Raw genomic sequence first — 13,182 nt, forward strand, 5'->3', positions numbered from 1 at the left:
GCTGGAGCGCGGCCAGCGCTCCATCACGCTCTACGCCCAGGCCGCCGCCTACCTGGAGGCGTCCCCGTGTGCGTACGAACACGCCGTGGCCCGCGCGGTTGAGGTTCACGTGGCAGCGGGGAGAGGTGGGTCCGTGCCCAGCGCCCGGGCCGGGAGAAGCTCGCCACCATGCAGCCGGGTCGCTCTCTTTGTGTTGGCAGATTACGTAGTTTCACCGATGTGCCCGGAGTCCGGATCAAGCAGCATCGACTCCGCCATGGGGCCCGGCCGTCTGCCGTCCACCGCAGTGTGCGGCTGCGGAATCCAACGGGGTTGTGGCCGCTCTTCTTCGTCATGACCGATCCAAGGGGTTCCATGCGTTTCCGCGCCCTCGCACTCACCAGCGTCGCCGTCACCACCGCCGCCGTGCTGATCACCGGCTGCGGCTCGACCCCGGCGGAGGACCTCAAAGGCTGGTACTCCTCAGGGGGCTCGGACCAGATAAGGAATCTTGGCGACGATGCGAAGAAGGTCAACGACCTGAGCATGACAACCAGCGATGTCCTCGCGCCCGCCTGTCAGACGCTGCTGGCTCACGTCGCCGCGGCCAAGAAGCACGACCCCATCCCGGACAAGGACACCCAGAGCTACTGGTCGAAGGCTCTCGCGAGCTTCACACGAGGGGCCTCCGACTGCACCGCCGGAGCACGCAAACAGGATGACTCGCAGGTCTCCCAGGGTGTCCGGGAGATCCAGACCGAAGGTATCCCCGACCTTGCGAGCACCGTGTCCATGATCAAGGGCAAGGTCTAGGCCGTTTCGGCCGGACAGTCCGATCGCTGGTCCGAGTGTGCCGTTGACCGACGCGCAGTGGGCGCGGATCGAGCCGTTGCCTCCGGACCGTGGGAGGTACTCCCAGCCGCGTTGTCGGGATCGCCCGCGTACACCCAGTACGCGGGCGACCCTGCGCCTTGCGATGCTCCCCCACAGCCTGAACGGCGCGGGAGGTACCCCCAGCACCAGACGCCGCGAGCCCTGCCCTCCGGGCAGACGGCGCTACTCTGCGGACACGACCTAGCAGTGGTTCATCGAGCCGGGACCCCTGTGAACGTCGGCGAAGTACACTCAGCCGGCGGTCTCGGTGCCCTTGATACGCGCCCAGAACCACTGGTTCCCGTAGGAGTTGGTGTCCCAGCACCAGGCGTACAGCTGTGTTCCACCGTCCATCCACCGCACGTTCCCGCATTCCGCGGCAGGTGCCTTCTTGAGGTGGATACCCTTCTTGGTAGTGAGCACGGCGCTGGAGTTGTTGGTTACGCCCCAGATGTAGCCGCAGTCGCCCGATGCGCTGGCAGTGCCCGCCCCGGTGGTGTGACGAGCCCCGTCAGCAGGGCGGTGGGGCCAGGAGCGTTGCGACTCGCTTCTTGACCCGCATGACTTCCTTTCGCGGTAGCGCATGGACGATGGCGTCCGATGGCATGGATGCGCCAAAGGAGCGAGCCTAGCAGTAATGATCATGGTGCTCGTGGTGGTGGCAGCGCCTCCACGTGGGCGCTGCAGACGGGGGCCGCGCCGGACACGCAAGACCCCGTGGAGGGCCACCCCGGCGCACCCACCCGTACTCCCGGGCCGCTCCCCCCGCCGTCTGCCGCGGGGGCGTGTTCATCGCAACGCCGGAGTCGTCACTCCACTCATATAAGATCCACACACTTTGATCACCAAGTCTGGAGCCTGGGGGGACCGGATCGTGAACTCGCGTGTCATCAGAGGGACTTTCGCACTCGTGCTGAGCGGGAGCCTGGTGGGGGCGTTGACCGCCGAGGCGGCGGCCGCGCAGACCGCGGGCACCGCGGCCGGGGCGACGCCGAAGACGGCGGAGACAGCCACGGTGGGCACCGACCCCGTACAGCCCGGCGTCTGGGGCACGGCCACCGAGCTCGCCCCCGCCGCCCAGCACCGCGTACTGGACCTCCAATCCCGTGCCGACGGCGCCCTCGTCGCCCTGCGCGACCAGCCGCAGGACCCGGCGCACACCGCGGAGGTCCGTCGGCTCACCGTCCAGGTCCGCCCGGCGGGCACCACCACCTGGGCCGCGCCCCAGACACTGTCCACCACCGCCGAGTACTACCTCGGCGCCAGCACCCTCGCCCCGCAGGCCGACGGCTCCTTCGTCGCCTACTGGCGAGAAAGCCTCCCGGGAGGCAAGAGCCTCTTGAAGGCCGCCACCCTGGCCCCCGGCGCCACCCGCTGGTCCGAGCCGACCACCGTCGCCGCTCTCTCCTGGATCGACTCCTCGCCGTTGGTCTTCGGCAGCGCCACCGGCCGCCTCACCGCCGTCTGGGCCGCCCCGGTCCCGGGCGGCCGCGAGCTGCGCATGTCCGAGCGGCCGGCCCCGGGCGACGCCTGGTCCGAGTCCACCGTGTTCGACACCGTCACGAGCGAGGAGGAAGACGGGGAGTGGTTCCTGACCGGGCTGACCGCTGCCGTCGACAAGGCGGGCAACGCGGCCATCGCATGGAATCTCGACGACCGCCCACGCGACGGCGGCGGCATCGCCCCCACGGCCGGGGCCACCTACCACTCCCGGATCATGGAGCGCAAGGCCGGTGCGGCTGCGTGGGGCGATGCCGAGGACCTGACCCCCCTCGCCGGCACCCAGCCTGGTGCTCTCCGCCTCGACGCCGACCCCGCCGGCGGCCTCACCCTTCTGTGGGCGAGCGTCCACGGCCCCGTCCGCTTCGCCCGCAAGGGCACGCCCGGTGACGCGTGGAGCGCCACCGAGCAGACCGGACTCACGGGCTGGTACGCCCCCAGCGCCCTGCCCCGTCCGCTTACCGCCCCGAACGGCGACGTCACCCTCGTGGGGACCGCCGACAAGGCGGTGATCTCCACCACCCGCACCGCCCGAACCGGTTCATGGGGAACCGTCGAGCAGGCCGACGACCGCCGTCCCCTCGGCTCGGCCGTCAGCTCCGGCATCGCCACCGACGGCACCGTCCACGCGGGCTGGACCGTGTCCATCGGCAACGGCTCGTACCGGTTCGTCGCCGGTTTCCGCACCCGCGGCGGCTGGTCGGCCCCCAGGACGCTTGGCACCACCACCGATCACCGGACCGTCGGCGGCACCCTCACGGTCGCGGGCACCCGCCCCACCGCGCTCTGGTACGACAGCTCCGCCCTCGGCGGCCCGCTGCACGCCGTCTCCGGCACCACCCGCCCGATGCCCCGCACCCGGGACTACGGCGACGACCGCCGCGCCGACGTGCTGGCCCAGACCGGCACCGCCCTGACCCGGTACGACGGTGACGCCGCCGGCCACCTCGCCGCGGGCTCCGTGCACAGCGGCGCGGTCACCACGGGCTGGCCCACCGGCACCCGGTTCACCGGCTTCGGCGACATGAACGGGGATCGCCTCAACGACGTCCTCGCCGTGCTGCCCACGGGCGAGGCACGCATGTACGAGACCCCGGCGGGCCGGCTGCCCGCGCCGGTGTCCCCGTACCGCAAGACCGGCACCGACTGGCGTGGCTACGACGTCCTCACCACCCCCGGCGACCTGACCGGCGACGGCCGCGCCGACCTGCTGGCCCGCGCGGCCACGACCGGTGACATCTACCTGTACGCGGGCAACGGCAGCGCCGGATTCGCGCCGCGCGTCAAGATCCGGTCCGGCTGGAAGGCCTACACCCGGGTGATCGGCGCCGGAGACCTCAACGGCGACGGGCATGGGGACGTGCTGGCCCTCGACGGCTCCGGCGAGCTGTGGCGCTACAACGGCAACGGCACCGGCAAGCTCGCCGACCGCGTACTGGTCTTCCGCGACTGGGGCAAGACCTACCGTCAGGTGCTCGGCGCCGCCGACCTGAACGGCGACGCCAAGGCCGACCTGATCTCGGTCGACTCCGACGGCGTGGCCTGGCTCAACCCGGGGACCGGCCACGGCACCTTCGGCAGCCGGGTCCGTGTCGGCTCGGGCTGGGTCGGCCGCACCCTCTCCTGACCGGCGGCCCGCACCGGGGGACACCCCTGGTGCGGGCCCACACCCCCTGTCCCGGAACCCCGCCAAGGCCCGTGCGAGCGTGTCATGCGCCTCCTGCTCCCGGGCGCGGCGGGCGAACCGCCCGCGCACTCCGGTGGCCGTCACATGCCGGTGACGAAGGCTATCCATGCACGGTTGGCGGGAGCGAGGACGTAGTCGTCGGTCGGCTCTTTGAGCGGGGCCGTGGTTGACATGCCGGGACGTTCCGCGTGGGAATCGGGTTGTTGAGCTCTCGGTTCCGCCGCGGTCACGGCTCGCGGACATGCCCGGTCTGTGTGCGTGGCGCTGCGCCTGCCAGTGGGGAGGTGTCGAGGTATCTCACCTCGTAGAGGCGTTCGACGAACTTCCAGCCGTCGGGAGTGCGCCGGTAACGGTCGTGGTAGAGGGCGTAGTTCAGGTGTGAGCTGCCGTTGCGCATGCGCCCGAACTCCGCGATGTACGCGCGGCCGACCGCGGTGTCGCCGTCGATCCGGATCAGGCCCGGGTGCACGGTCTGCACGAAGTAGTCCCAGTGGTCCTGCAGCCGCTCGATCGCGGCGCGGATCTGCGGACGGCCGACGAACTCGGCCGGGATCTGGGGAATCCGCCACGCGCCGTCGTGGGCGAACAGCGACGCGAAGCGGTCGTAGTCGTGCATCATCCCCGCGTCGGTGAACTCGCCGCGCAGCGCCTCGATCTCGACGCGGTCGGCGATGGCCTGCATGTCAGTCATGGTTGATGTAGGTCTTTCCTGTTCGGTGGATGGGTGTTCGTCTCGGTAGTGCGAGGGGACGGCCGCGCGACATGTCATGCCGCCGTACCGCCTCACTTACGTGGGTGTTCCGGGCGGTTCCCATGGCCCGGAACACCCACGGCACCGGAGCAGCGGCGGGTCTATCGGGCGAGTGCGGCGGGTTCGTCGAGCCGGGTCAGCTTCAGCGGGTTGCGCACCACGTAGATCCGGGTGACCCGTCCGTTGTCCACCACCAGGCTCACCGCGGACGGCTCACCGTCGATCTCGATCCGGCCGGCCGGCGCACCGTTGAGCCACACGGTCGTCGCCTCGAACGCGCCCACCACCCGGTTCGCGCGCGCCAGCAGCGGCACCACCGCTTCGGCCCCGTGGAGCGGAGCCAGCGCGGCGGCGGCCAGCCCGCCGCCATCGGCGATCATGACCACGTCCGGCGACAGGACCTCCATCAGCTCCTGCAGCTGCCCGGTGCGCAACGCTGCCAGGAACCGCTCCACCACAGCCTGCTGCTCCGACCGGCTCACCCGCACCCGTGGCCGCCGGGCCGCCACATGCTCGCGTGCCCGCCGCGCGATCTGCCGCACCGCGGCCGCGGACTTCCCGACGGCCTCGGCGATCTCGCCGTAGGGCAGCTCGAAGACTTCGCGAAGCACGAACACCGCCCTCTCCGCCGGCCCGAGCGTTTCCAGCACGGTCAGCATCGCCATCGACACGCTCTCCGCGAGTTCGACGTCCTCGGCGACATCGGGGCTGGTCAGCAGCGGTTCAGGCAGCCACTCGCCGACGTAGTCCTCGCGGCTGCGCGACAGCGTCCGCAGTCGGTTGAGCGCCTGCCGCGTGACGACGCGGACGAGGTAGGACCGCGGGTCACGCACCTGCGACCGGTCGGCGCCGGCCCACCGCAGCCAGGACTCCTGCAGCACGTCCTCCGCATCGGCGGCCGACCCGAGCATCTCGTAGGCGACGGTGAACAGCAGGCTGCGATGGGCGACGAACGGGTCCCCGCTCATGCCGGCGACACCACGCCGGACGCCTCAGGACGCGGGGCCAGCGGAATCTCGCACGCGTCCGAGAAGCCCTGCGACTCGACCCCGTTCGCCACATTGGCCCTCGTCGCCAGGTTGACGTAGGCGATGAACGCGGTGAGTTCGACCATCGCCGCCGGGCCGAGCCGCTGCAGCAGAGCCGCGTACAGCTCGTCGGTGACGGTCGGCGGCGTGTTCGTCATGGCCTCGGCGTACTCCATCACGTCCCGCTCCAGCGGCGTGAACACCTCCGACTCCCGCCAGCGCGGCACCTGGCTCGCCTTGGCCAGGTCAAGGTTGTCGTTCTGTGCCTGGAAGTAGCCCATGTCCAGGCACCAGCTGCAGCCGACCTGCGCCGCAACCGCCATGTGCGCAAACGACTTCAGGCCGGCGTCGGCCGTATCCCACGCGCCCACCCTGCCACCGAACTCCACGCTGTCCTGCATGACCTGGGGACTGTGCCACAGCACCTCGACGTTCTCGGGCACGGCACCGAGCTGCTTGATCATGCTTTCCCTGAGCTCGGGCGGGAGCTCGGCCTTCGCAACGCGCAACACCATCATGTCCTCCTTGGGCGTGTGCCTGTTCGACATGAAGACACCGCCGAACCCGCGGATGTGACACCCGCCGCCGCCACAGCACCGAGGACGATGCCCTCGTCCCGTGAGCGCGAAGCCTCACAGGATTGCGTGAGCAGCACGGGAGTCCGGATCGGCCTGGCGCCCTGCCTTCCCTGCGTTGCGGGGAAGGCAGGGCGCCAGACGTGCCCACTGCTCGTCGGTCAGCGGACGCAGGCGCCCGCTCGTGGTCACCGAGGCCTGTAGGCGGTGGCCAGCACGGAGACGGTGACCCGGTCAGGCAGGAGGCCGTCATCGTTCAGGTCTGCACGGTTCAAGTGGCGTGCGCTCGGCGTCATCCCCACCAGGTCCAGGGCCTCCAACCCGACCAGGGTCATGGGGTACTTCACCTGTTTGGTGGCGATGGCCTCGAAGTAGGGGTCCATCGCCCGGTGCAGGCGCTGTTCCTTGGCCGGGTCGATGGTGACCATCGCAGGGACCCGGCCGCGTAGCTCGGCCAGGTGAAGCCCGGTGGGACGGACCACGATCAGCCGGCCGGCTGGACGGAGTATTCGGTGGAACTCGGCTGGATTGCGCGGGGCGAACACGTTCAGCACCACGTCTGCCATCTCGTCGGCCAGCGGGAAGTGACGGAAGACGTCCCAGGTCGCCGCAGCGGCTCGTTCATGGGATCGGGCTGCCGAGCGCAGCGCGCGCACCGACGTGTCCAGGCCCAGACCTCGGGCGCCGGGCAACTGGTCGAGAACGCCGGCCAGGTAGTAGCCCGTACCGCACCCGACGTCGACGACCGTGCCCCTCGCCGGCGCGTAGTCGGCCGCCAGGCGGGCCACGGCCTGGCGGATGGGCGCGTACCTGCCGGTGGCCAGGAAGCGGTCCCGAGCCTGGACCATGGCCGCGTCGTCACCGCTGGTCGCGCGGGTGCCGGTCAGGAGGCCGGCATAGCCGTGGCGGGCGATATCGAAGGTATGGCCCGCCTCACAGCGCAGTGCTCCGCGGTCGGGGTGCAGACGGAGCGTGCGGCACGTCGGGCAGCGCAGCAGGTGGAGGAACAGTTCGAGGGCAGGGGGAAGCAACACTGGCATGAGGCACTCCTGGCAAGGCTGAAGGGAAGAGACCGTGCCTGCACGCACACACAGAAAGTCACTGCCTCAGGAAGGAACGGGCAGTGCGAGAAAGGTGGTTCGCGTAGCAGGCACACCAAGGAGGGCGACGTCGTCCGACATCGCCCTCAACGCCTTCCGATCACAGGAAGCAGCAGTGCGGGGTGCTCATGAATGCCACGCCATGAGTCTACGAGCTTCGACGAAGCCCTTCATGCCCGCCGAAGTTGGGAAACCCGGCCCAGCGGCCCGCCGACCAGTTCCGCGGTGGACGCCGTGGCCAGGCCCGCAGGGTCGTCAAGGCCTCTGTGTGATCGAGGAGTTGCTGATCCTGCCTCGGCCGGTGGCTTTGGCGACGGCCGCGGCGTCGTCCACGTTGACCCTCAGATTCGACACCTCGGCTGCGCTGCCGGCGGCTTCGATGTGCACTTCGGCGTCCGCGCCGTGGGCGATCCTCGTACGGTCAATGATGCCGCGACGCCGCGTCATGAGCCGCGCTCCCGGCTGTGTATTCGACGGCCTGCGCGCGACTGAGGCCACGGCGACTGCGGCACCGGCGACGACCAGGACCACGGCTGCGGCAATCAGAGCCGGACTCCGCTGAGCCGTGACCAGGTTGGTCACGAACCCAGTAGCGGCTGACAGCACCACCCCAACCGCCGCCAAGGTCTTCGGTCCTGGCATAGGCATGGCCACCCCCGGGCTGTGACGGTCCACGCGGCGGCAGCACAACGGGCCTGTCACCGCAAAGACACATCCGACATCTTCGTTTTCGCCCTACCATCATGACCGATAGTCGGCGTGGCAGCTCTGCGTTGCCAGAGACTTTGCCACTGGAGGGCCAACCATGGCACAGGTGTTCACCGACCGCCGGGAAGCGCTGGCTGCGGTCGCACGGCTTAGCGGTGCGAAATCCCCGCTGCGGGTGCTGGTGGTACAGGGCGTGTCCGGAACCGGCAAGTCCACGCTGCTGCGGCATGTGCTCCGCAACAGCGGGCGTGGCTTCCGTCCGGTCCGGCTGGACGTGCTCGATGTGGTCCTGGCGCCGTTTCCGGTGGAATCCGACGTGGTGTTGCACCTGGTCAGGAGCCTGGCCGCCCAGCTGGCAGCGGCCGGGCCCTGGTGGCGTCGGCGGCGCCTGCGCCGCCAGGCCGAGGGCATCGGGGCCGGACATCCGGCCAGCATCACCATGATTGCCAGCGGGCGGGGGCAGATCACGGGTGTCTCGGCGGTCGCCGACGGGGCCGCACCGGCCGAGCAGCGTCGGGAGGCGTGGGTGCAGGCGATGGTGCGCATCGCCGCCCGGGTGCGCCGCCCGGTTCTGTTGATGGTGGACACAACCGAGTTGCTGTATGTGTTCGACGACGCTGCCCGGGAAGACCGTGCTCGGACGGCGATCGGCGTCGGTGACTGGTTCGTCCGGGACGTGGTGGTCCGGCTGCTGCACTCCTCTCCGCAGCTGCGGGTGATCCTGGCCGGGCAGGACCAGTTGGCGATGACGGGCCTGCCTGATTCGGCATGGCAGGTGCTGGAACTGGCGGCCTGGAGCGAGGACGACGTCGTCGACCACTTCGCAGCACTGGGACTTGGCCGGGAGCAGTCGCGCCTCGCCTACACGATGTCCGGCGGTATGCCGCTGATCGCGGCTGCCATCGCCGACGTATGCCGGGGCGGAGTCGATGGTGAGGTCGCGGCGCTCGATCAGGCGGCCGGGCAGCCGGTGCCGGCCTGGCTGGCGGACAACATCTTGGGCCGGCTGTCGGCCGAGCAGCGCCTGCTGGTGGAGGCCGCCTGCGTGCTGCGGGTCGTCACCGAGCCGGCGCTTGCCCACCTGATGGGCGACACCGAGCTGAGCAATGGTTGGTTCGCCGCGCTGGCTCGGCACAATCTCCTGCAGATGGCGCCTGCCACGAACCGTGCACCTCGCCTGGTCATGAACGGCACCATCCGTCGGTGGCTGTTGGAGCACGTGGCCCGCGCCGACCGCGACCAGGTCCCCGGCCGCCGGCAGCTTCCTCGCCGGCATCGGGCCGCTGCCGAGTTCTACGCCGTCCTGGCTGACGGGGTGCTCTCGGCGGAGGAGATGTATCACCGCTTCTCGGCGGGCGACACCGACCGGACCAGACATCGGCAGTGGGAGCAGGCCGTCCTGGCGGCCGTCGCCGGTGGCCGTCTGGGTGACGCGCTCGCCCTGGCCCAGACCGCCACCATTGCGGCCGCCGAACCGGCCCAAGCGTCCGTGCCAGGCACGGCGTTGGCGCTGTCGTCCCACGCCCAAGCGCACATCGCCGTCCTCCAGGGCCACCTGGACCAGGCCGGTCGGCTGGCCGCCGACGCCGACCGGCACTACCGGCATGCGACCGATCCCGCTGGGCAGGCGGCGATCGCTTGGATGCGCGGCGAGCTGGCCTGGCGCGAAGACCGCTACCACGACGCCGCCACCTGGTGGCACCGCTCACTCCACACCCCCGACGGCATCATCGATCCGACCGACCGCGCCGATCTGGCCCTCGCACTGGCGGAAGCAGTCTGTCGCAGGGGCGACCTGACCGCTGTCGAAGCTGCCGCCGACGTCGCACGCCTCGCGGCCGCCGACGCCACCACTCCCCCAGCCGCACCGGTCCAGCAGGCGACCGAAACGCATGCGGACCGGCTACCACTGATCCCGCTCAGCACGGCCGCCGCAGCCCAGATCCTCCCCGTCACCCTGCTGCGCCTCCAGGCCACCGGCGCACTCGGAACAGGCGACCAGGCCCGCGCCGATACCCTCATCACCCAAGGTATCCACCTGGCACGCACGCTCGGCGAGCCTGCCAGGCACGAACACGCCCTGCTCCAAGTCCTGCACGCGAATGCCGCGCTGCTGCGCAACGACCTCGAGACCGCGGAAGCGGCAGTGGAGCAGGGGTTGCAGGTCGCCCGGAGCTGTCCGGACGCCCGGTGCCGCGTTCAACTCCTGCTCGAGCAATCGAGTTTGGCCCTGACCAGAGCACGCTCCGGCCCGGCCCTGCCCGCACAGCCCGACCTCGCACCAGCAGCGTTCCGGATATCGCTGACCGCCGCCGCCGAAGCAGCCCACCAGCGCACCCTCAGCGGGCGGTACGCCCAAGCGGCCCTGGACCTGGCCCTCGACCTCACCGACCGAACCGGCCAGGCCGACGCGCTGAACCGTCTGGGGAATCTGGCCCAGGACAGCGGAGACCTGAACACCGCCGAACAACACCACAAGCACGCCCTCGCCCTCTACCGACAGACCGGCAACCTCCTCGGCCAGGCCACCGCGCTGGACAACGTGGGGGATCTGGCCCGGGACCGGGGGGAGCTGGATACCGCCAAGCAGTACCTCGAGCAGGCACTCGCCCTCTACGAGCAGACCGGCAACCGCCTCAGCCAGGCCAACGCACTGGACCAGCTGGGACACGTGGCCCGGGACAGCGGAGACCTGAACACCGCCGAACAACACCACAAGCACGCCCTCGCCCTCTACCAGCAGACCGGCCACCGCTCCGGCCAGGCCAACGCAATTGGCAACCTGGGGATTGCCGCCCAGGGCCACGGGGAGCTGGATACCGCCGAGCAGTACCTTGAGCAGGCTCTGACCATCTTCCGGCAGACCGGCAACCTCCTCAGCCAGGCCATCTCACTGGACCAGCTGGGGAAGGTGGCTCGGGACCGAGGAGACCTGAACACCGCCGAACGCCACCACCAGCAGGCCCTGGCCCTCTACCACCAGACCGGCCACCGCCCCGGCCAGGCCCACTCATTGGACAATCTGGGACATGTGGCCGATGACCGCGGGGAGCTGACAACCGCCAAGCAGTACTTCGAACAGGCACTCACCCTCAATCGGCAGACCGGCAATCGCCATGGCCAAGCCCACGCACTGAACAACCTGGGACATGTGGCCCGGGCCCGAGGGGACCTGAACACCGCCGAGCAGTGCCTCGACGAGGCACTTGCCCTCTACCAGCAGACCAGCAACCGCCCCGGCCAGGCCCACGCACTGAACAACCTGGGATACGTGACCCAGGACCGAGGGGACCTGAACACCGCCGAGCAGCACTTCGAGCAGGCCCTCGCTCTGTACCACCAGACCGGCAGCCCCATCGGCCGGGCCACCGCGATGGACGGCCTCGGACATGTGGCCCGGCAGCGAGGGGAGCTGAACACCGCCAAGCAGCACCACGAACAGGCACTCGCCCTCTACCACCAGACCGGCAGCCGTGTCGGCCAGGCCATCGCGCTGAAAAACCTGGGACATGTGGCCCGGGACGGCGGGGACCTGAACAGCGCCAAGCAGCACTACGAACAGGCCCTCGCCCTGTACCAGGAAATCGGCAGCCCCCTCGGCCGGGAACAAGTTCTGCGCTTCATCAGCCGACTCGGCGGTCCCGACTCACCACCCAGCCCGTGATGACGGGCGCCGTCGCCGTCAGCCCTCGGGCAGAACGACACGGGCTCGATGGGGTTCGTGGTGCCCAGGCGGATCCAGTGCTCGGCGGGGAAGTCGTAGAAGGTCCAACGCCGGCGCCGGCGGCTCGCACGGCTGCCTCCGCCTGTCCAAGTCCGACGCCCATTGGTTCTGCGGCCAGGTCAAGCCGGTCGGCCCCGTGCCAAGGCCCCGGCCGGCAGAGGCCACGCCGACGTCAACCTGGGCCTCGGCCGCGGTCATGGCAGCTCCAGCACCAGCTTGCCGACGTTCTCGCCGCGGAAGAGCATGTGCAGCGTCTCCGGGAAGTCGTCCACGGTGCCTCTCACCACGTGTTCCTTGACCTTGATGCGGCCGTCTCCGATCCAGGCGGAGATCTCCTGCGCGGCCTTGGCGTACTGCCTGGCGTAGTCGAAGACGACAAAGCCCTCCATACGGGCCCGACGCACCAGCAGCGTGAGGTAGTTGGAGGGGCCCTTGACCGGGGTGGCGTTGTTGTACTGGCTGATCGCACCGCAGACCACCACACGCGCGTGCATCGCCAGCCGGGTCAGGGCGGCGTCGAGGATGTCCCCTCCGACGTTGTCGAAGTAGACGTCGATGCCGTCGGGGGCCTCCCGGCGCAGCGCCTTCCGCACATCCTCGGCGCGGTAGTCGATCGCCGCGTCGAAGCCCAGTTCGCCGGTGAGCAGTGCGCACTTCTCCGGCCCTCCGGCGATGCCGACGACCCGGCAGCCCTTGGCCTTCGCGATCTGCCCCACCATGGTGCCGACGGCGCCGGCCGCCCCCGACACCACGACGGTCTCGCCGTCCTTGAGCGCCCCGACGTCGAGGAGGCCGAAGTACGCGGTCATGCCGGGCATGCCCAGTGCGCCGAGGTACGTGGAGGGCGGAGCGAGGGAGGTGTCGATCTTCATCGCGCCCTTGCCGTCGGAGACCACGTGCTCCTGGACGCCGAACGTGCCGACCACGTGATCGCCCGGCCGGTAGTCGGGGTGCTGGGAGGCGGTGACCTCGATGACCGACCCGGCGCGCATCACCTCACCGATGCCGACCGGCGGCAGGTAGGAGGGGCGGTCGTCCAGCCAGCCGCGCATGGCCGGGTCCAGGGAGATGACACGCGTCCGGCCCGCGAACTGGCCCGGGCCCGGTTCCTCGACGGGCGTTGAACGGTGTTCCCAGTCCTCGGGCTTCACTTCGCCCACGGGGCGGGCTGCCAGACGGATCTGGCGGTTGGTCGCAGACATCACGTCTCCTGTCGTTCACGGTCCATGATGAGGGTACCGACCAGTTGGTATGTCA

General features: G+C 70.1%; 9 protein-coding genes. 3 read left to right on the plus strand and 6 right to left on the minus strand.

Annotated elements, in window-relative coordinates; translation table 11 throughout:
• Positions 1–333 precede the first annotated feature (333 nt).
• Together ACWCP6_RS33305 and ACWCP6_RS33310 are read left to right on the plus strand one after the other, a co-directional pair.
• Complete coding sequence (locus tag ACWCP6_RS33305) at positions 334–792, plus strand: hypothetical protein (RefSeq protein ID WP_450936352.1); 459 nt, start codon at positions 334–336, stop codon at positions 790–792.
• Between the two features lie 934 nt (positions 793–1,726).
• Positions 1,727–3,979 carry an FG-GAP repeat domain-containing protein gene (locus ACWCP6_RS33310; protein ID WP_450936353.1) on the plus strand — a complete coding sequence of 751 codons (2,253 nt, stop codon included), beginning with the start codon at positions 1,727–1,729 and terminating at the stop codon, positions 3,977–3,979.
• Between the two features lie 286 nt (positions 3,980–4,265).
• Here ACWCP6_RS33310 and ACWCP6_RS33315 read toward each other — a convergent pair whose 3' ends face one another.
• The 5 genes from ACWCP6_RS33315 to ACWCP6_RS33335 all read right to left on the minus strand — a co-directional run bounded on the left by ACWCP6_RS33315 (position 4,266) and on the right by ACWCP6_RS33335 (position 7,940).
• Positions 4,266–4,730, minus strand: a complete 465-nt coding sequence (locus ACWCP6_RS33315) for a nuclear transport factor 2 family protein (RefSeq protein WP_450936354.1) — start codon at positions 4,728–4,730, stop codon at positions 4,266–4,268.
• Positions 4,731–4,891: 161 nt separating this feature from the next.
• Positions 4,892–5,758 carry an RNA polymerase sigma-70 factor gene (locus ACWCP6_RS33320; RefSeq protein WP_450936355.1) on the minus strand — a complete coding sequence of 289 codons (867 nt, stop codon included), beginning with the start codon at positions 5,756–5,758 and terminating at the stop codon, positions 4,892–4,894.
• Positions 5,755–6,333 carry a carboxymuconolactone decarboxylase family protein gene (locus ACWCP6_RS33325; RefSeq protein WP_450936397.1) on the minus strand — a complete coding sequence of 193 codons (579 nt, stop codon included), beginning with the start codon at positions 6,331–6,333 and terminating at the stop codon, positions 5,755–5,757. The genes ACWCP6_RS33320 and ACWCP6_RS33325 overlap by 4 nt, the downstream gene beginning before the upstream one ends.
• A gap of 248 nt (positions 6,334–6,581) precedes the next feature.
• Positions 6,582–7,433, minus strand: coding sequence for a putative RNA methyltransferase (locus tag ACWCP6_RS33330; RefSeq protein ID WP_450936356.1), 852 nt, complete (start codon positions 7,431–7,433; stop codon positions 6,582–6,584).
• A gap of 315 nt (positions 7,434–7,748) precedes the next feature.
• Positions 7,749–7,940, minus strand: coding sequence for a hypothetical protein (locus tag ACWCP6_RS33335; RefSeq protein WP_450936357.1), 192 nt, complete (start codon positions 7,938–7,940; stop codon positions 7,749–7,751).
• A 358-nt stretch (positions 7,941–8,298) separates the two neighbouring features.
• Between ACWCP6_RS33335 and ACWCP6_RS33340 the strand changes: the two genes are divergently transcribed.
• Complete coding sequence (locus ACWCP6_RS33340) at positions 8,299–11,865, plus strand: tetratricopeptide repeat protein (RefSeq protein WP_450936358.1); 3,567 nt, start codon at positions 8,299–8,301, stop codon at positions 11,863–11,865.
• Positions 11,866–12,119: 254 nt separating this feature from the next.
• Here ACWCP6_RS33340 and ACWCP6_RS33345 read toward each other — a convergent pair whose 3' ends face one another.
• Entirely contained in the window at positions 12,120–13,127 is a 1,008-nt protein-coding gene (locus ACWCP6_RS33345; protein WP_450936359.1) for an NADP-dependent oxidoreductase, read from the minus strand.
• Positions 13,128–13,182: the final 55 nt, after the last annotated feature.

This window comes from Streptomyces sp. NPDC002004 (assembly GCF_053593975.1).